Origin of the sequence: Galbibacter sp. (assembly GCF_048266365.1) — a bacterium.
In the GTDB taxonomy this organism is placed as follows: Bacteria; Bacteroidota; Bacteroidia; order Flavobacteriales; family Flavobacteriaceae; genus Galbibacter.
This window is the reverse complement of the sequence record NZ_JBLWZP010000016.1, coordinates 107-21,440: the sequence shown is the minus strand read 5'-3', so window position 1 is coordinate 21,440 and position 21,334 is coordinate 107. Positions and strand designations below refer to the sequence as shown.

General features: G+C 39.4%; 11 protein-coding genes and 1 tRNA gene. 8 read left to right on the top strand and 4 right to left on the bottom strand.

Going from position 1 to position 21,334, the window contains the following annotated elements:
• Positions 1 to 110: 110 nt before the first annotated feature.
• From ACN0TV_RS15805 to ACN0TV_RS15790, 4 genes are all read left to right on the top strand, one after another.
• On the top strand, positions 111 to 5,189 hold the full coding sequence (locus ACN0TV_RS15805) for a translocation/assembly module TamB domain-containing protein (RefSeq protein WP_417364126.1): 5,079 nt from the start codon (positions 111 to 113) through the stop codon (positions 5,187 to 5,189).
• The gene (locus ACN0TV_RS15800; RefSeq protein WP_417364124.1) at positions 5,170 to 7,470 is read left to right on the top strand and encodes a BamA/TamA family outer membrane protein; all 2,301 of its coding nucleotides are present in this window, start codon (positions 5,170 to 5,172) and stop codon (positions 7,468 to 7,470) included. The genes ACN0TV_RS15805 and ACN0TV_RS15800 overlap by 20 nt, the downstream gene beginning before the upstream one ends.
• 249 nt (positions 7,471 to 7,719) lie before the next feature.
• The gene (locus ACN0TV_RS15795; protein WP_417364122.1) at positions 7,720 to 8,904 is read left to right on the top strand and encodes a DUF5009 domain-containing protein; all 1,185 of its coding nucleotides are present in this window, start codon (positions 7,720 to 7,722) and stop codon (positions 8,902 to 8,904) included.
• A 3-nt stretch (positions 8,905 to 8,907) separates the two neighbouring features.
• Entirely contained in the window at positions 8,908 to 9,957 is a 1,050-nt protein-coding gene (locus tag ACN0TV_RS15790; RefSeq protein ID WP_417364120.1) for a family 20 glycosylhydrolase, read from the top strand.
• Between the two features lie 19 nt (positions 9,958 to 9,976).
• On the opposite strand, the gene ACN0TV_RS15785 is transcribed toward ACN0TV_RS15790, so the two are convergent.
• From ACN0TV_RS15785 to ACN0TV_RS15775, 3 genes are read right to left on the bottom strand one after another with little or no spacing between them, the layout of a single operon-like run.
• Positions 9,977 to 11,284: a TolC family protein gene (locus ACN0TV_RS15785; protein WP_417364119.1), complete on the bottom strand. Its 1,308-nt coding sequence runs from the start codon at positions 11,282 to 11,284 to the stop codon at positions 9,977 to 9,979.
• Between the two features lie 10 nt (positions 11,285 to 11,294).
• Positions 11,295 to 14,366 (bottom strand): efflux RND transporter permease subunit, encoded by a 3,072-nt coding sequence (locus ACN0TV_RS15780; RefSeq protein WP_417364117.1) that lies wholly within the window; start codon positions 14,364 to 14,366, stop codon positions 11,295 to 11,297.
• A 12-nt stretch (positions 14,367 to 14,378) separates the two neighbouring features.
• Positions 14,379 to 15,446 (bottom strand): efflux RND transporter periplasmic adaptor subunit, encoded by a 1,068-nt coding sequence (locus tag ACN0TV_RS15775; protein WP_417364115.1) that lies wholly within the window; start codon positions 15,444 to 15,446, stop codon positions 14,379 to 14,381.
• Between the two features lie 295 nt (positions 15,447 to 15,741).
• Here ACN0TV_RS15775 and ACN0TV_RS15770 point away from each other — a divergent pair, with 295 nt between their 5' ends.
• The 4 genes from ACN0TV_RS15770 to ACN0TV_RS15755 all read left to right on the top strand — a co-directional run bounded on the left by ACN0TV_RS15770 (position 15,742) and on the right by ACN0TV_RS15755 (position 20,937).
• Entirely contained in the window at positions 15,742 to 16,221 is a 480-nt protein-coding gene (locus ACN0TV_RS15770) for a Dps family protein (RefSeq protein ID WP_417364114.1), read from the top strand.
• A 57-nt stretch (positions 16,222 to 16,278) separates the two neighbouring features.
• Positions 16,279 to 16,680, top strand: a complete 402-nt coding sequence (locus ACN0TV_RS15765) for an acyl-CoA thioesterase (RefSeq protein WP_417364112.1) — start codon at positions 16,279 to 16,281, stop codon at positions 16,678 to 16,680.
• Positions 16,681 to 16,938: 258 nt separating this feature from the next.
• Entirely contained in the window at positions 16,939 to 19,437 is a 2,499-nt protein-coding gene (locus ACN0TV_RS15760; RefSeq protein ID WP_417364110.1) for a glycoside hydrolase family 9 protein, read from the top strand.
• Between the two features lie 492 nt (positions 19,438 to 19,929).
• The gene (locus ACN0TV_RS15755) at positions 19,930 to 20,937 is read left to right on the top strand and encodes a DUF6588 family protein (RefSeq protein WP_417364108.1); all 1,008 of its coding nucleotides are present in this window, start codon (positions 19,930 to 19,932) and stop codon (positions 20,935 to 20,937) included.
• A gap of 202 nt (positions 20,938 to 21,139) precedes the next feature.
• Here the strand turns inward: ACN0TV_RS15755 and ACN0TV_RS15750 are convergent.
• A tRNA-Val gene (locus tag ACN0TV_RS15750) sits at positions 21,140 to 21,214 on the bottom strand.
• Positions 21,215 to 21,334 lie beyond the last annotated feature (120 nt).

Sequence of the window (21,334 nt, the reverse complement as noted above, 5' to 3'; positions counted from 1 at the left end):
TTCACAAGATTTTTATTGCATTGATAATAGTGTATACCTTTTGATTCCGCAATTACCTACGTATATTTGTCGGTACCCTGAACCACCACCTTCTAAGGTTTCATTGTGGTATGTTAGATAAAAAAAAGATTACTAAACCCAAATGGCTAGGCATACTGCTACGTATAGCTGTGGTTCTCATTTTGCTTTTTGGAATCCTTATTATTTTCATACAAAGCAAATGGGGTCAGAACCTCATAGTCTCCAAAGCTGTTACTTATATTGAAGAGAAAATTGGAACAGAGGTCTCCATTGAGAAATTGTATCTCACATTTTCAGGTGATCTCTCCTTAGAAGGATTGTATATGGAAGATCAAAAAGGAGACAGCTTGGTCTATGCTAAGAATTTACAATTGTCTGTAGCCTTGATGCCGTTGATACGAGGAACTAAAATACATATTAAAAATATTGATTGGGATGGCCTTAGTGCTAATGTATATAGGGATGCTGAAGGTACTTTTAACTTTGATTATATCGTTGAGGCTTTTGCAAGTGAGGATACCACCGCAGTAGACACAACTTCGGCTACAGTGTTCTTGATAGATGCCTTGGCCCTGAGTGATATTAAATTGCGTTATCAGGATTTACAACAGGGTATATTGGCGGATCTTGATTTGGGAAGTTTGCAGCTGGAAATGGATGTGTTTGACTTGGAGCACATGGACTTTGATGTGGAATCCTTGAAACTGGGTGACAGTAAGTTGGTCTATCAGCAAAACAAAGCTACTGCGCCCAGCACACAACCTGCAGAAGAGGATTCAACAACTCCGACCTTAAGGATACAAGAGCTTTATCTTAATAATATCAAATTCAATTACGACTTGCCTTTGGAGAAGGTTTCACTTGATTTGGAGTTAGGTAATTCATCCTTAAAAGATGGGGATTTCAATCTCCCAGAGGCTAAGATAGCCTTGAATTCCTTTGCCTTGGAGAATACAAATATCACCTATACAAATCTTTCTTCTGCTGAGGTAGTTCAAGATACGGTTATTCAAAATGCAGAAGTTCCATTGGTATGGCCTAATTATCAGGTGGACGTAGAAGAAATCTCACTTGTCAATAACAAGGTCTACTATAGGGATAGTATGGTAGCACCACATCAAAATTTCAACGCTTCCGATCTTCAGATAGAAGCCTTAACCCTAAATGCTGACCATTTGCACTACGCACCAAAGGAACTGAGGGCTCATCTTGAGAATTTTACTTTTAGGGATGCTAAGCGTTTTTGGTTAAAAAACATAGCCTTTGATCTGGTGGTTGAAAAGGAGTCCGCCACCTTATCTGGATTTGAATTTTCGACTTCAAACACAAGAGTCACAGGAGATGCTAGCATTGGATATACTTCTGTTGATGCGCTTATAAATAATCCAGAATCAGCGCTACTTTCTTTAAACCTCCCTTTCGAATTGGATGTAAATGATCTGAGTTATTTTCAACCTGAACTATTAGAAAACCCTTATATAAATGCACTGAGTACTGATCGCCTAAGCGGAAAGCTCACTTCCAATGGGAGCTTAGACAGTCTAAACATAGATTCTTTTATACTGAAATGGCAAAACAGTCTTGTTAGCCTAAACGGAGTTGCCACCTCAGTTTTGGACACTGACAAATTGCAAGTAGAGATTCCTGATCTGGATATACAATCTAATAATGATGCTATTTACCGATTTATCCCCAAAGAGGAGCTGGGACTGGAACTACCCGATAGTTTGCAGTTAAAAGGGAGTTTGTCCGGAGGACTTGAAGGCGTCATAGCAGATTTACATCTGAACTCTACCCAGGGTGATGTATACTTTGCTGGAAACTTTTTAAATTCAGACACCATCAAATATGCCGTAGATCTTCGAACCCAAGAATTGAATCTCGGTCGTATCATTGGGGATTCGTTGTTGACACCGGTCAGTGTTTCCATAAAAAGCATGGGTGGTGGAAGCTCATTAAATGATCTAACCGCTTCGTTGACTTCTGATTTTGATTCTCTTCGCTATGGTGGCTATGATCTTAGTCCCTTAAAATTAGTTGGCCAAATCACCAATGGGAAGGGTAGTGTTACTATGGTTTTCAAAGATGAGAATATAGACATGCACACAGCTGTCGATGTGAAATTGGACTCTGTGAATTCTATTGCCGACTTGGTTATGGATGTAGAAGGCGCCAATCTCTATAAACTTGGGCTTACTAATAAGGACATAAGAACTGCTTTTAACCTGAGTGCAAAATTTCAAGGGAGTTTAGAGGACTTTACACTGGAGAGTCGTTTGGAAGATGGGGTGGTTATCGCTCAAAACAGCACCTATGATATTGGGGTGTTGGAACTAAGTGCCGGAGTATCTGAAAATCAAACTAGTTTTAAAATTAATCATGACATCATAAAAGGGAAATTGAACTCCAATGTCAATCCACAACTGCTTAGGCGCGCCATAGAAGACTACCTCATGGGTTATGCCTCGGACTCCATTGTTGTGGATTCTTCCTTAGTAGGTAAAAATGCCTTGGTCGATCTGCGATTGCATGTAAAAAATGGTCCACTGCTCAATAAAGTATTGCTACCGGGACTGAAGTCTATGGATACCATTAGTTTGGTGCTGGATTTTGATCAAAGCAAGCAAACGCTTTCAGCACATGTGGATATACCGCATTTAAATTACCAGGATAATGAAATTGACAGTTTAAAGTTAGATGTCAAAGGAGCTGCCCAAGTGATGGATCTGGGGCTTGATTGGCGTGCAGTCAATGCCGGACCGATTGCCATGGGAAACACGGGTCTAAAGGCGGTCTATAAAAATCACAATCTCGCTGTGCACTTTCAAAGTTTGGATTCCCTGACAGCGGTTGTGGATGTACATTCAGATGTTGTATTTAAAAATGACAGTATACATTTAAAGATTCGACCACAAGGGCTTATTCTCAACAAGGAACCGTGGTTTATTGCATCGTCCAATGAAATTATGTATACAACAGATTATATAGGTGTTCGTGATTTTGATCTCAATCACGGAAAGCAACATATTACCTTGGAAAACAAGGATACCCCACAAGGAGAGGTCTCTCTGCGGTTGCTTTTTGAGAATTTTGATTTGGCCACCGTGATGAATCTTTTGAATCCAAGTGAATCACTGGTTAAGGGTGTCTTAAATGGACATCTTGAAGTAGATCACGTTTTCACTAAAACAGGAATTCAGGCTGATTTGAATATTAAGGAATTTGAGGCTATGCAGCTCCCACTAGGTACCTTGTCCATGAAAGCCTTAGCGAGTCAAGCCAACAAGTATACCCTCGACCTTTCCTTAAAGGACGGTTATGTGGATTTTGATATGAGGGGTGATTATTTAGCAATGCAAAATGATGGCGAATTGGACTTCGCAATTGATATCAATGAGATACAAATGGAAGCGGTGGAGGTTCTTGCGAAAGAAGCGATCTCTAAGGCGGATGGTTATATCAGTGGACATGCCAGTATTTCGGGGATGGCTTCGAATCCGATCTATAAAGGAGAATTTGATTTTCATCAGCTAAGCCTAACTCCAACAACTCTTGGTACTGAGTTTAAACTTGAAAATGAAGTGGTGAGCTTTGACAATGATGGTTTTTACTTCAATACGATTAAGTTTACTGATGTACAGGGAAGTGCTTTTACCCTTGATGGAGGTATAAGAACAGAACAACTTAGTAAACCGAGTTTTGATCTAGTGATGACAGCGGATCATTTTAATGTCCTTCACTCTACGGTAGAAGAAAATGAGCTCTTCTATGGAGATGTGAGTTTAAGTACTGATCTCACCATTAAGGGTGATGTAGAAATTCCAGTGGTTAGGGGAAGCTTGAGAATTGATGAGGGCTCCAGCTTTACCATGGTTGTTCCGGAGTCCGAACTGGATATCAATCAAAGAGAAGGTGTTGTTGTGTTTGTAAATAAATCCAACACTAATGATATACTAACTGCAAATCAATCCGAATCACAAGCGGTTAAGTTTATGGAGGGCTTCGATTTGGATGTTGCCTTAAAAGTTGATAAAAACTCCACCCTTAAAATCATCATGGATAAACGCAGTGGAGATAATTTAGAGGTGACCGGAATGGGTGAGTTTTCTTTTATGATGACACCTAACGGAAGAATGAATTTCTCAGGGCAGTACGAGGTAGAAGATGGCCATTACGAGGCCAGTTTGTACAATATTGTAAAGCGAAGATTTGATATCGCTAAAGGAAGTCGACTAACTTGGAACGGAGATCCCTTGGAGGCACAGTTGGATCTTCAGGCAATCTATAAGGTGCAGACCTCGGCCGCTGCACTTATGGCAACTCAAACTGTCGGAGTGAGTGAAGAGGTGATGCGATCCTATCGTCAGGAACTCCCGTTTATGGTGTATTTGAACGTCGATGGGGAACTCTTAGCTCCAGAATTATCATTTCAGCTCGATATGCCAGAGGAAAGTCAAGGGGCTTTAGGTGGGAATGTTTATGGTTATGTTCAACAACTCAACAATCAAGAAGAAGAATTAAACAAGCAGGTGTTTTCGTTACTTGTACTCAATAGGTTCTTTCCCAGTTCCGGAAGTGATGGTAGTGCAGGAGGACCAGCTTCAATTGCTCGTGACAACGTCAATAATGTGTTGTCCGACCAGTTGAACAGTTTCTCAAATAAGCTAATGGGGAATACAGGCGTCGCTTTAAATTTTGGATTGGATAGTTATACTGATTATCAATCTGAAACCCCGCAAGAACGCACTGAACTCGATATCAATGCCTCTAAAAGCCTTTTTGACAATCGCCTTGTGATTCAAGTTGGAAGCGAGGTAGATATTCAAGGTAGCAGTAGTGCCGAAGGTCGAAATGCTCCTGTGATCGGGAACGTAGCCCTAGAATATTTAATTACCAAGGATGGTCGCTATCGTCTGAGAGGTTATCGTAAAAATCAATTTGAGAGCGTGGTGGACGGCGAGCTTATCGTGACCGGAATTTCACTTATTTTTAGTAAAGAATTCAATAAGTTTAAGGAATTATGGGAACGTAAAATGAGAGAAGAATTCAAAGAGGATAAGGAGACGAAACCCAATACGGGAAAGCAAGAGGATACTATAAATACAGAATCGGATCCCAAGGAGGGACCTTTAATGGATACAAGTGAAGATGAAGCAAAAAACAGATAAAACATTGAAAAATTACAAACCACTCATAGGGTTGCTTTTGATGGTATGTCTTCACTCATGTGGTGTTCGAAAATATATTCCTGAAGATGAATATTTGTATACTGGTGCTGAAATTGAACTAGGTACTAAAAACGATAGTTTAAAACTTCCCGGTTTTATTAATGATGAGCTAGAGGAACTTTTAAGACCTATTCCAAATTCTAAATTTTTAGGAATGCGATTAGGGCTCAGGTCACATTATAGGGCACAACGTGAGAATGCCGGTTTTATCAATAAATTCTTCAACAAGAAAATAGGAGAGAAGCCAGTTTACGTATCAGATGTCAATACTCAAAAGACAGAAGAACTCATTGATAATCGTCTGGAAAATAGAGGGTTTTATAGGAATGTTATCAGTAGCAGCTTGACAAAGAATAAGCATACAGCATCTGTAGATTACAAGGTCCAAGTTAACGAGCCGTATCGCATTGCTTCTTATAATTTATTACAGGATTCTACCATAGTATATCAGCATATAGACACATCCTTATCCGAGAGTTTGATTTCTACAGGGGAACGGTTTGATTTGGATTTGTTTAAAAGTGAACGAGAGCGAATTGATAGCTATATGAAAGCTAAGGGCTTCTATAATTTCAATGATGATTTCTTGCTTTTTCAGGCGGACACCAATCAATATAAAGGAAAAAAGTTAGACCTCTATCTAAAGCTCAAGGATGAAACACCATATGCCTCCAAAATCCCTTACAAACTAAACCTTATAAAGGTACATGCAAACTATTCTGTAGATACCAAATCGGAAGTTGCCGATACCATACAATACCAAGGTATTACTTATATACAGCATGACGATTTCTTTAGGCCTGATCGACTGGCGCCGTTTATTTTATTTGAGAAGGATCAATATTACAATCCGACTACCTCTAAGTACACTACTAACCGACTCTCTAAAATAGGGGTTTATAAGTATGCATCCATCCGCTATGACGAAATTAAAGCACCCATAGAAGGTGATAGCGTTGCCTTATTAAATGCTTCAATTTTCTTATCCCCTTTAAATAAACATGCCCTAAGGGCTGAGCTGCAAGCAAACTCTAAATCCAATAACTTTGTGGGACCTGCCTTGGCCTTGACCTATACCAACAGAAATCTGTTTAGAGGAGGTGAGATCCTCAGTACAACAGCTCGTTTTGGTTTTGAGCAACAAATTGGTGGAGAGGGGGAAGGCTCTAGTTCGCGTAGCTTACAATTAGGTTTAAAGACTGATTTGATATTCCCAAGAATATTATTCCCTTTTAAGTTGGATTTTGGTTTTGATTACGAGGTTCCAAAGACGAGGATTTCTACAGCAATTGAATACTTAAACCGTCAAGACCTATACCGTTCGATTTCGCTTCTTGCAGGCTTTGGCTATACGTGGAATGCCAACAAATACGTCTACCACGAGCTGGTACCTATAGGTTTTAATTACAGTAGTCTCTCCAATACCTCGCAGGCCTTTGAAGAGCTGCTAGCAAGTAATCCTTATTTGAGAAACAGCTTTGAACAAAAATTTATAGCCGGATTAAACTATGGATTCGTATACAATGAGGTGAATGATCTCGAGAAGAAAGCTCCCATTTATTTCGCTGCCAATTTTGAGATGGCCGGGAATGCTTTAAGTCTATTTAGTGGTGATGCCGGTGAGAATGGGGCAGAGAAAATACTGGGGATGGAATACGCACAATTTATTCGAACCGATGTTGACTTTAGAGTTCAATACCGATTTGATGCGAATCAGGCTCTGGTTGCCAGACTGTTTGGTGGTATTGGATATGCTTATGGGAATTCTATCAGTATGCCGTATTCGAAGCAATACTATGCGGGAGGTCCTTTTAGTGTCAGAGCTTTTAGAATCCGTTCACTTGGACCAGGGACCTATCAGCCCGATGCAGACAATAGAGAACTAAATACCGCCTCTTATATCGATCAAACCGGTGACATACGATTAGAGGCAAATTTGGAGTATCGCTTTCCCATCATGTCATTTGTTCGAGGCGCTCTGTTTGCTGATGCCGGAAATGTATGGTTGATAAAAAGTAACCCAGCACTTGTGGGAGGAGAAATATCCTCCGGGTTTATGAAAGAATTGGGAGTTGGAGTAGGTGCCGGACTGCGTGTGGATGTCCAAGGTTTTGTGATTCGATTTGATTTGGCTGCTCCTATTCACAAGCCTTATGAGGATCGCTATAATTTTGATCTGAGTAAGCCGATTCTCAATTTTGCCTTTGGGTATCCTTTCTAATCTTAAGTGCTGTTCTTGGGGTGACTTAAACTATTTTTTGAATACTACTGATTTGTTTGTATTTTAGAACCTAACTAACCAACCATTAAACCATAAAATGATATATAACTACTTAGGTAATCTTTTTTCTGCCACAAAGTGGTCCGAGAAAAGTATTGACCTTCCCAAAAATAATAGTAATCGCTTTGATACGAATATACTAGCACCCTCAATCAAGTCTATTTGGTGTTTTGACAATTCATTTTTCTTATGAATTCTAGCCGAATACTGTCCATTGATATCATGAGGGGTATCACACTTTTTCTAATGCTCTTCGTGAACGATTTGTACAGCCCGGGCGTCCCAAAGTGGTTGGTACATACCCAAGCGTCAGATGATGGTATGGGCCTTGCAGACTGGGTTTTCCCCGGTTTTTTATTCATGGTGGGGCTTGCTATTCCTTATGCTATAGCGGCCAGGAAGAAAAAAGGACATGATGGGTTCAAAATATGGGTTCATATCCTAACTCGAACTTTAAGTCTTCTTCTAATCGGAGTGTTGATGGTCAATATTTCAAGTTTAAATCCAGAACTTACTAGCATGCCTGCAGAATTATGGGCCCTATTGGTTTATGGCTGCGTCTTTTTGATTTGGAACCAGTATCCCAGACATTCAAAAAATACCAGAATATTCAGATTGCTTAGAATACTAGGGGTAGTAGCATTGGTTTTACTCGTCGTATTGTTTAAAGCAGGAACTACAGAGAATCCTGAATGGCTTCACACGAGTTGGTGGGGGATATTAGGGCTTATTGGCTGGGGGTATCTTTCCGCTTCAGCTACCTTTGTGTGTACTCGGGGTAAGTTTGTTGGAGTGATTATAGTATGGCTGTTGTTTTTGATCTTGAATATACTATCACAGCTCGGTAGTCTAGATGGTCTTAATGTTTTGGATCCTTATATAGGGGTACTTCTCGATGGTAATATACCTACTATAGTACTAAGTGGATTAGTCGTTGGAATGGTGGTGAAAAAATATAAAAATAACCTGGTTAGACTCATGGGGATTCTTGTCCCTATAGGAGTGTTTTTTCTGATATTGGGAGCGATTTTGCACCAATATTTTATAGTGTCTAAAATTCTTGGAACCCCTAGCTGGGCGATGTACTGCAGCGGTATCAGTGTGTTTGTTTTTTGTATGTTATTCCTTGTGATTGATGTTTTAAAATGGTCAGCTTGGACCAAATTATTTTTACCTGCCGGACAAAACTCACTGACGACGTATTTAGCTCCTGATATTATATATTACAGTATTTGGGGATTGGGGTTGAATGTATTTTTTTACAAACAATCAGAGTCAGCGCTCTTAGCCATTTGTGGTTCATTAGCATGGGCCATTCTTATGATTGGTTTTGCTGCTTTACTTTCAAAAGTTCACATAAAACTTAAATTATAACATATGCGACGTTATAGCATCATCTTGCTTTTTATAGCCTTTTTTGCCTCTGCTCAGGAGCAATTACCATTACGAGGACTAGCTATTGCAGCGCCCTCAGAAGAAAATGTAGATCGCTTTGTCAGTTTTATAGACAAGGAGCTGAGTCCGCTTGAAATTAATACCTTGATACTTCGGGTGGATTACAACTACCAATATAAGACTCATCCTGAACTTGTTGAGAAGGATGCTTTATCACAAAAGGATGTCGATAAAATAGTGGAAATATGTACCAAACACGGAATTTCAATTATTCCGCAGATTAACCTTTTAGGCCATCAATCTTGGGCTGAAGATCTAGGGAAATTATTGGAGGTGTATCCTCAGTTTGACGAAACTCCGGAGGTCACATTACCAAAGGTGTATCAGTGGCCGAACGATGATGGTTTATACTGCAAAAGCTACTGTCCATTGCACCCCGATGTACACAAGATCGTATTTGCACTTGTCGATGAGGTTGTAGCAGCTTTTAAAGCAGATGCATTTCACGCCGGTATGGATGAGGTGTTTTATATTGGGAGTCCCAATTGTCCTAGATGTGGGGGTATGGATAAGGCAGAATTGTTTGCATCAGAGGTTACTAAAATCAGAAATCATCTGGCCTCTAAGGGTAAAAGACTTTGGATTTGGGGAGATCGATTAATCGATGGCAAGTCGACTGGGATGGGGATGTGGGAGGCTAGCATGAACGCTACCCATAGAGCCATTGATCTGATACCAAAGGATGTGTTTATTTGTGATTGGCATTACGAACGTGCAGATCCTACGGCAGTCCTCTTTGCAATGAAAGGCTTTGATGTAGCCAGCTGCACCTGGCGTAATCCACAGGTTGCAATAGATCAACAGCACTTACTTAGAGAGCTTCGAGCCTCGGCTACACCCAAGATGAAATCCCGATATCAAGGAATGATACAAACGGTATGGGTGAGTCCTAAGCGCTTTATGGATATGTGGGATCAGAAAAGTACCGAAGAGCCCAATGAAGCCACTACCATGAAAGCATTATTTAACTAAGGCATTCTCGCCACAGGTGTTACAACGGTAAATTTCCAGAGAGTGCTTTTAATGAAATCTCAGATAATTTTGCTTTAAATACGGCGTTGCTATAACGCAACTGAGCATTTATGTAATTGAGTTGAGCTGTCCGGAATTCAATTGTAGGGATAATTCCAATACGATATTTTTCCATGGTGATTTCTAAATTTTCCTTCGCCATGGCATCGTTCTTATGCTCTAATGCAATTAGCTTAAGATTGGTTTGATAAGTTTGATGTGCAATATGCAATTGAGAAAGCAATGTTTTTTGTTGCTGTTCAATGAGGATTTTACTATTGTCAATTTCTAGTTTTGCTATTTTCTCACTTCTGTTTTGGTTTAATCCGTCAAAGATATTCATGTTTATACCAACGCCATACCGCAATCCATGTGAGGAAGAATTGGTAGTAAAGCCCAAGCTCGATTCAGACTCACTAAAGTTATAAGATGTTCTTGCAATAACAGTGGGATATCTTGAAGCTCTTATTTCTTTAAATTTGAGTTTGGCTATTTTGTTTTGAATAATATGACTCAGAAGTTCAGGATTGTTCTCCATGGCCATTGCTTTTAAATCTGGTAAAAACAATCCGCTATCTATTTTAATTTCGGCCTCTACGCTAAAGGAAGTTTGAATATCTCGAGCTAACAAACGATTTAGTACGACCTTGGTATTGGCAAACAACTCCTGTTGCTCTAAGAATAGGGTTTGATCCGTGTTCAAATCAACCTCGGCGTTCAAGACTTCTAATTTGGAGGCCTTTCCGATGTCAAAGCGATTTTGAGCCAAGGTTACTCGTTGTTTTGAAATCACTACAGTACTGTCCAAGGCTGCGAGTTGCTGCTGTTGTTGCACAAGGTCATAATAGGTGATCAAAACGTCGCTAAGGTTACCTATGATGGATTCTTTCAGTGTATTGCTTCCTAGGTTTCTTTGTTCTTTTAACCTTTGGTGGGTGGCAAACATTTTAAAACCATCGAACAATGTCCAATCCAATTCTACCCCATAATTCAGGCTGTTGTTTTTGGCGTCATCCTGAGAATTAACGGTTCCGTCTGATCGGGTTTGTTCTAAGTTCTGTATACTATTATTATCGTCCAAGAAAGCGTTCACTCTAGGGAGCATTCCAGCGAACCCAGGACTGTGACTTAGGCTGTCTATACGAAGTTCGTTCTTAGCCATTCGGATCTCATAATTGTTTTCCAATGCTGTGGCCAGGGCCTGTTCTGCTGTTAGTATTTCTTGGGTGTATCCTACTGTTGAACAGATTCCAAAAAGCAGTACTAAGATATATTTATAACTAGACATAGGGGTGATTTTAGTTGGCTTCATATTCAGTTCTTAGTTTCTTTTTACCGGACCACATGGAGTAGATAGCAGGGATGATATATAGGGTTAATAATAGTGAAAACATAGTTCCACCAACAATCACCACTCCCATACCGATTCTACTTGTGGATGCCGCACCTAGAGATAATGCAATTGGCATTGCACCCAAAGCAATGGTTAAACTTGTCATTAAAATTGGCCTTAGACGTGAAGCGGATGCTTTGAGAATTGCTTCTTCTTTTGGCATTCCTTCTTCTCGAAGTTGGTTTGCAAACTCAACAATTAAAATTCCGTTTTTAGTTACCAATCCAATAAGCATAATGGTGCCAATTTGACTAAATATGTTCCAGCTCTGTCCGAATAGCCATAGTGAAAATAAGGCTCCTGCAACAGCCATAGGCACGGTTAAAATGATTATAAATGGATCAATAAAACTTTCAAATTGTGCAGATAAGATTAAAAAGATAAGTAAGAGTGCTAAGAAAAACGCATAAAGCGTATTTGAACTACTCTCTACAAAGTCCCTAGATTCTCCTCCTAAATCCGTGGTGAAGGACTCGTCCAGCACTTTTTCTTTAATTTCATTCATTGCTGCAATTCCATCGCCTATACTTTGTCCACTTGCCAAGTTGGCGGAAACCGTTGCTGACATATAGCGGTTATTGTGATACAGCTGTGGAGGACTACTAAATTCAGTTGTAGTAACTAAGTTATCCAGCTGAATGAGTTGTCCTTGGTTGTTCTTTACGAATATTGAGGTAAGATCAGTTGGCGTTTCTCGATCGGACTTATCAAATTGGCCAATGACCTGGTATTGTTTACCATTTCTGATAAAATACCCAAAGCGTTGCCCGCTTAGAGATAGTTGTAGTGTCTCCGCAACTTCTTTGACGCTTACTCCAACACTTTCGGCTTTTTCTCGGTTAATACTTACATAGAGCTCAGGTTTGTCGAATTTTAAATTTACATCTGTATACGAGAAAGTTGGATGGTTTTCCGCCTCCTTCATAAATAACGGGATTTTCTCTTGTAACTTTTCAAAGTTCGGTGCTTGTATGATGTATTGTATTGGCGGTCCACCTCTCCTATTAACGGAAATAGTAGGTGTTTGAGACACGCTGACTTTTGAGCCATGGTACTTTTGGGTCCAGTGGCTTAAATCAGTGGCGATTTCAGCTTGAGACTTCTCTCGAAGATGAGGTTCGACCAATGCTATATTTGCTCTTCCACTATTGACTGAAGAGGTTCCAAAACTAGGGGAGGTGAGGATTAGACTTACTTTTTTCTCCGGAACAGAGTCATTGATCAGATTGGTAATCTCAGTCATATACTGATCCATATATTCATAAGAGGATCCCTCTGGAGCAGTTACATTTAAACTGACAAAACTTCTATCTTCATAGGGTGCTGTTTCTTTCTTTAACAAGGAGTAAAACAGACCAATCATAAGCATACAAAATAATAAGATCGGAAAACTCAGCCATTTTCGCTTCATAAAATTACCCAATGAATTGGCGTAATTGTTATTCATACTTACAAAATAACGTTCGGTCACCTGGTAGAACTTTGAATGCTTTTGCTTTCCGGTTTTGATCATATAGGCGTTTAGCATTGGAGTAAGGGTTAGTGAAACGAAAGCAGAAACTAGTACTGCCGAGGCTATCACCACACCGAATTCTCTAAACAACCGGCCCACAAATCCCTCTAGGAAAATTACGGGTAGGAATACTGCTGCCAAGGTTACAGAAATTGAAATTACCGCAAAAAAGATTTCTTTCGCACCTTGAATGGCGGCGTCTATTGGCTTTAGTCCTTCTTCTATTTTTTTATAGATATTTTCTGTAACTACAATTCCGTCGTCGACCACCAGACCAGTAGCCAATACTATGGCCAGTAGCGTTAGTACGTTGATCGAGTAACCGAGCATCCACATGATAAAGAATGTTGCAATCAAAGAAACTGGGATATCTATAAGTGGACGAAGAGCCATAGACCAATTCCTGAAGAAAATAAAGATCACCAAGATTACCAAGACAATGGATATCATTAGGGTTTCTACGACTTCGCTAACAGCCTTACGTACAAAGACGGTATCATCAATAACAACATTTAAGGTATAACCCTGGGGTAAATCTTTTTTCAACTGTTCGAACTCAGCATAGAATTCGTCGGCAATGTCCAGGTAATTGGTGCCAGGTTGGGGAACGATGGCTATGGCAACCATGGGCTGACCAGAGTCGCTCATCTTGGTTTCCATATTCTCACCCTCCAAAGTAGCTCTTCCAATGTCACTTAAGCGAACGACTGTTCCGTTTGTAGCAAGGATGATAATGTTGTTAAACTCTTCCTCGGTATCTAAATTACCAATTGTTTTAACTGTTAATTCCGTGTTCGCACCTGTAAGTTTGCCCGAAGGTAATTCCACATTTTGCGCGATTAGTGCTGCCTTGACATCAGCAACGGTAGCGCCATAAGAGGCTAATTTCATTGGGTCGATCCAAAGCCGCATGGCATAGCGCCTCTGACCCCATATCTGCACGCTACTAACGCCGGAGATAGTCTCGATACGTTGTGCGATAACATTTTCTGCGTAATCCGAAAGCTCAAGAATATTCTTGATATCACTTTGAATGGTCATTGCGATAATTCGCCTAGCATCAGCATCAGCCTTGGAAACCACCGGAGGAGCGTCTATATCTTCAGGTAATCTTCTCACGGCCTGAGAAACTTTATCCCGCACATCGTTTGCTGCCTCTTCGAGATTTTTACCTAGTTCAAATTCAATATTAATTCTACTGGCTCCTTGGATACTTGAAGAACTTATATTTCTTATTCCATCAATGGAGTTAATGGATTTCTCCAGAGGTTCTGTTATCTGGGATTCTATAATATCGGCATTTGCTCCAGTGTAATTGGTTCGAACAGATACCTGTGCAGGGTCGATGGATGGAAATTCTCTAACGCCCAAGAATAGATAGCCTATTATCCCGAATAGGATAATAAAAATATTCATAACGATGGTTAACACCGGGCGCTTAATACTTATAGTGGATAGGTTCATTTTTAAAGCAGTTTAAGAAGGGTTTTTTAAACGAACCTTCACAGGTGATCCATTCTCTAAAGCCATTACTCCATAGGTCAAGATGGTATCACCGGGTTTCAAACCGGATGTTACACGTACCATGCTACTGGTTCGGGCTCCTGTTTGAACTTCTCTTGATATAGCTTTACCGTCACTGTAAACAAATATTTTCTTTCCGTTTTGAATAGGTATTAAAGCCTCAGATGGTACCATAAGGGCATCTGTAATGGTTTCTAGGGGGAGGGAAATATTTACAAACATCCCAGGGTAGAGTGTTTGATTTTTATTTTCAGTATACCCTCGCATTTTTAGGGTTCTGGTCTGTAAATCAAGTTTAGGTTCAATAGCGTAGATAACCGCTTGATGTGTCCTTTCGCTACTCGAAGTCGTAAAATCAAATACGTCGTTGATCTTAATTCTAGCGGCGTATTTTTCTGGAATTGAAAAGGTGAGTTTTAACTTTTCAGTATTCACTAAATTAGCGATAACCTCACTAGAGGTAATATAGCTTCCGACAGAGACATTTCTAAGACCGATTGTCCCTGGAAATGGTGCTTGTATGCTTGTTTTTTCAAGTTGCGCTCTGATGAGGGCTGATTCAGCCTTTGCAGAAAAATAATCAGCACTGGCCATGTCGTACTCTTCTTGACTTATCGCTTGTTTATCCAGAAGCAATGCTGCTCTTCTTTCATTTTCTTGAGCTAGTTTCTCTGCAGTTTGTGTCTTGGATAATCTAGCTCTAAGTTCGATATCGTTGATCTTTACTAAAAGTTGGCCCTTATTAACGGTACCACCTTCAGTGAAATTTATGCGCTGAACCAATCCGGAAACTTCGCTTCGAATCGCAATTTGTTCATTGGCTTCCAGGGTCCCGGAAAGAGAAAGATTCTCTTCGAATTCCGTAGGAACTAAGACCATTCCATCTATAGTGGGTGGCGTTTGAGTTTGGGCGTTTTTTTTGCTTCCCTGATTCGCTTGCTGGTTCTTGTTAATGCGATATGCAACAAGGCCACCTATACCTATAATAAGCAAGAGGTATATAATGTATTTAGTTTTCATAGTAGTAGAAAGGAATTGACTTCTTAATTTAGATTTGTATCGTATTATAAAACTCAAAAAGACGGGAAATTTAATAAGATTGCAAGTTAAAGTATGTTAAAATTGTAAGTTTAACACCTATTGATCATCTATTGCATAATTCTTGACCTTGACACCTTCTCATTATGTTTCTTTGTATGACATTTTAATATAACTATAGTTTATAGCTATATAGAATTGAGATATTGATAAACATTGTTTATAGTTAGTTATCTCTTTATCTTAGCATTGAATTTAAAATCAAAAATGTACCGAAATGAAATTAACAGAAGTGAATAAAATAGGACTGGAAAGAGAGGATTCTAAAAAGGTAGGAGAGAAGCTCAATGAACTGCTTTCGAACTACCAAATATTTTACATGAACGTAAGAGGATTTCACTGGAATATTAAGGGAAGTGATTTCTTTGTATACCACGAAAAATTTGAGGAACTGTATAACGATTCTCTTCATAATATCGATGAGATCGCGGAGCGTATCCTGACCTTAGGATTAGTGCCCATACATTCCTTTAGTGCCTATAAAGGGCTTTCAAGCATAGAAGAAGTCGAAAATGTAAGTGACAGTAAAGGTGCACTTCACATTATATTGGAAGGACTTAAACAATTATTGATTGTGGAACGAGAAATTTTGGAGCTTTCTTCTTCGATAGGAGATGAGGGTACAGTATCTTTGATGAGTGATTATATTACCGAACAAGAAAAGTTAGTTTGGATGTTCTCGGCTTCATTGAAATAGTCGAAGTAATTGCGATTTAATAATAGGACTTTAAAATTGAACTAAAAAAAACAGCAGATGAGATTTCATACCAGAAAGTGGGTAAAACCAGAAGATTTAAATGCTAATGGAACATTGTTTGGTGGTAAATTGTTGGCTTGGATTGATGAAGAAGCTGCCTTGTACAGCATTGTTCAATTGGAGAATACTTATGTAGTAACCAAGTATATTTCCGAGATCAACTTTGTGTCATCAGCCAAACAAGGGGATATTGTAGAAATAGGTATTGGAGTTGTGAAATTTGGCAGGTCTTCAATAACCTTATGTTGTGAGGTTCGGAATAAAATGACCCGTCAAACGATCATTACGATTGATCAAATTATTATGGTGAATTTGGACAAGGATGGTAAGCCTGCACCCCATCATAAAAAGGAGATTGAGTATGTCCATGAGCGACTTGGGCAATCAAAGGATAGTTAAGCGTAAGTTTTAAATAAAATTGAATAATGCATAAAAAACCATTGCTTCGGTAGTGGTTTTTTTATGGGGTAGTTTTTACGAACTGCAATATGAATCTTCGATTTGTTAAATTGTGTCTGATCTTTTTTTCTGTACAAAAATCATCTCATTATAATAAATAAAAATTAATTCTTAAGTTAGCAATACAATGCTGGGGAAGAAATCATTGTAAAAGGATAGCAGAAGAACGATGATATCTTCGGTACAATTGAAATTATTATGAGTAAAGCTTTCACTTTTCTGTTGTTATCCTTTTTATTGATTGGTTGCAATCCGTATAAAGAGCCAGTAGAATCCTGGATTAGGGTTAACAATCTTGGATATTTGCCGGATGCTATAAAAGTAGCTGTTGTTGGATCTAAAGGGGAAGCTGATATTTATGAATTCTCCATTTACCAGGCGGATACAGATAAGCTCATATACACCTCTGATAAGGTAGAAGCAAAGGGGGACTTTGGTCCTTTTTCTCATTCATATCGTTTAAATTTTTCGGACTTTCAAAACAGTGGATTGTATTATATCAAAACCAATAACACCAAATCTCCTGTCTTTAAAATAGATCCTAATGTTTATGATCATACCGCAGATTTTCTAATGAAATATATGCGTCAACAGCGCTGCGGTTATAATCCCTATCTGGCTGATTCCTGTCATTTGGACGATGGGTATATTATTTACCACCCGACCAAAACAGGTCAACGACTCGATGTTACCGGAGGGTGGCATGATGCTACAGATTACCTGCAGTATACAACCACTTCGGCCAATGCCGTTTTTCAATTGCTATTTGCTTATAGAGAAAACCCCAGCTCTTTTGGGGATTACTATGGGGCTGATGGTCTGCCTGGGTCTAATGGAATTCCGGATGTTTTGGACGAAGCCAAATATGGAATTGATTGGCTAAAGAAGATGAACCCTTCACCAACAGAATACTATAATCAGATTGCGGATGACCGAGATCATGTAGGCTTTCGATTGCCGAATAAGGATACTGCTGTTTACGACCCGAAACGAAAGGGACGACCCGTATATTTGGCCAGTGCTGAAAAACAAGGTTTACAAAAGTACCAAAACAGGTCTACGGGAGTAGCTTCCACAGCTGGTAAGTATGCCTCTGCATTTGCAATGGGAGCCATGGTATTGGAGGAATTCTACCCGAGTTATACCCAGGATCTGTTAAAACGCGCTGAAGATGCTTTTGAGTATGGTAAGCAAAATCCGGGAGTAAGTCAGACAGCTCCGTGTAAGGGGCCCTATTTCTACGAGGAAGAGAATTGGGTTGATGATATGGAATTGGCGGCGAGTGTCTTGTATAAATTAACTAAAGAAAGCAATTATAGAGAGGAGGCACTCTCTTTTGCTACTGAGGAGAAAATTACGCCATGGATGGGGCGGGATACTGTTAACCACTATCAATACTACCCATTTTTAAATGTTGGTCACCACGAATTGGCTTCAACACTGGCAGGGGATCAAAAGAAGAAAGTGAGTGATTATTACGATCAAGGGCTTGAGTTATTGTACCAAAGGGGTAAAGAAAATCCTTTTTTTATCGGTATACCATTTGTGTGGTGCTCCAATAATTTTGTAACCGCCGCTGTTACCCAATGTAGATTGTATCGGGAACTCACCGGTGATGACAAGTATCTGGAAATGGAGGCTGCGTTACGTGATTGGTTGTTTGGTGTAAATCCATGGGGAACAAGTATGATAGTAGGGCTTCCCAAGGATGGAGATTCGCCAGTATCACCACACTCTTCGCTTACTATTTTGGAAGGATATCCCACAGACGGAGGATTGGTGGATGGGCCTGTTTATGGATCTATTTTCAAGAGCCTTATAGGACTTGAACTCTACCAGGCGGATGAATATGCACAGTTTCAATCAGATTTGGTCGTATATCACGATGATGCGGGAGATTATTCTACCAATGAGCCCACCATGGATGGAACCGCAAGTTTAGTATATTACCTTTCCTCTTTAGAAGCGAATGTGACCAATCATAGAAAAAAACAGCTTACGGTTGATAGAAATGGCGCAATAATCAGAGGAGATCGGGGTGAAGAAAACCTAACATTGGTATTTACAGGAGATCAATATGCTGATGGGACATCACATATCCTTGAGATTCTCGATAAGTATGCGATCAAAGGGGCATTCTTTCTCACCGGAAAATTTTACCGTGATCCTAGTAATAGTGATTTTATCACTAAGGCATTGGCAGACGGCCATTATCTTGGTGCCCATTCAGATCAACATTTATTATACAACGACTGGACATCGGAAAAGAAACCTTTAGTTTTTGTAGAGGAGTTTAAAACTGACCTAAAAGCCAACTATGAAGAAATGGCCAGATATGGTATTGAAAAAGAGGATGCCCCCTATTTTTTACCGCCTTATGAATGGCATGATAAAGTTATTACTCAATGGACCAACCAGATGGGTTTACGTTTAATCAATTATACACCCGGTACAATTTCCCATGCTGATTATACAACTCCAAATGAGAGTAATTATAGAAGTAGTGAGGAGATTATGGAATCCATTATGTCCTTAGAGGAAACGGAGGGTTTAAATGGGTTTGTGTTGTTAACACACATCGGGACACACCCGGATAGAACAGACAAATTTTACGATCATTTGGATGAATTGATCCGAAAGCTTACAAAAAAGGGATATGAATTTGATAGTCTCACCGACTTACTAAGTCTGAAATAAAGTGCTGTCAAAATGGGTCGATTATTCATTGAATTGGTGAGATAATCAGTTTTGATTTTAAAGGTAGAGAATGGTTGTAGGGGCTTAGGCCTTAGTTGTTAAAAGATATGCAAGGATGTCTATTCTTCAATTTCTAAATTCTTATAAATACTTAATTTTTACAGGTGGTTGGGGTGCCGTATTATATTTTGTATATTTTTACAATGGAATTAACATTTTGAAAAATAAACGAAAAAGACAACGATTTTACCCGAAAAATGTAACGGAGATCTAAATCAAAACCGTAGACATCCGGAAGTAATGTCCAGTTAATAGTTGCACAATTAATAAACCTATGGCAGATATGAAGTAGGAGCAACTTAAAATGGAGCCGTTATGGTATCTAGGATAAACTAGGATGGCGATTAGTGCCTATCTTTTTAGAATTGAGGGCGCAAGACAAGGTTTCTGATGGGTATCATGTTATATATATATTATTTTAAACCAACTACTATGAGAAAAACTTTACTTATTACCCTGTTATTATCAGGATTTTTGTCAACTGCACAACAGAATATTAATGATTTACTTGCAGCAGGTGTGAATGATGCACAACGATTTACAAATGATTATCTAGCTCCTGCCAGTGAAGGACTTATGTATGGGATGAGTAATGGATGGTTTAATTCGGCTGAAGCAAAGCCCTTCTTGGGTTTTGAAATATCCATTATTGGAAATATAAGCCCTGTAAAGGATGAAAAAAAAGCCTTTGAATTAAATACAGATGTATATGAGAACCTTCACTTTGCCGATGGAAAAGCAAGCAAGCAGGTTGCCACGGCTTTGGGGGATATTGAGGGAATTGAAATGTATGTAGAAAGTGAGGTTGCTCCTGGAGTAACCGAGCGTGTGGATATTACGCTTCCTACCGGACTGGCTTCAGAAAATGTGAATTTTGTACCGACAGCATTTGTACAGCTTAGTGTCGGCTTATTTAAAGGAACCGAAGTAAAGGCTCGTTTTTTTCCGAAAGTTGATTCAGACGATGTGAAAGTTGGATTCTACGGTTTTGGTATACAGCACGAGTTTACCCAATGGTTGCCCGGAAATAGTTTGTTCCCGGTAGCGATTTCAGGGCTTGTGGGATATACTCATTTAGATGGTAGTTATGATTTTACCAATACAGGAATAGTGGATGGTGAAAATCAACACTTTGAAACTAATGCCAATACATGGGTATTCCAAGCTATAGCCTCTACCAAACTGCCTGTTATTAATTTTTATGGAAGTTTAGGGTATCTTACCGGAAAATCCAATACAGATATTCTTGGAACATACAAAGTTCAAAGCGGACCTTTTCAGGAAACAATAAAAGATCCGTTTTCCGTTTCAAAAAACACTTCGGGTGTGAGAGCAACATTGGGTACAAAGCTTAAACTAAGTGTTTTTAGATTAAATGTAGACTATACTTTTGCCGAGTTCAACAGTCTTAATTTGGGTATAAACTTCGGATTTAGATAGTTGACAAACATTAAGGGCTGAAGCGTATCAGTTGGCTTAAGGAAAAGAGATAAATAAAGGGGCTCGGCTTTAAGTAATCAAGGACAGGTCCCTTTATTTTAAAACTCTTATATTCCAAGGGGTAGGACTTGATCCTTCTTAATCGCATAATTTGGAATTTTTGTAAAAAAAAAAGACTTCCGTTTGGAAGTCTATAAGGTTGTGGGCGATACTGGATTCGAACCAGTGACCCCCTGCTTGTAAGGCAGGTGCTCTGAACCAACTGAGCTAATCGCCCGAACTATGTCGTCATAAAAAAAGACTCCCGCTTGGAAGTCTGAAAGGTTGTGGGCGATACTGGATTCGAACCAGTGACCCCCTGCTTGTAAGGCAGGTGCTCTGAACCAACTGAGCTAAT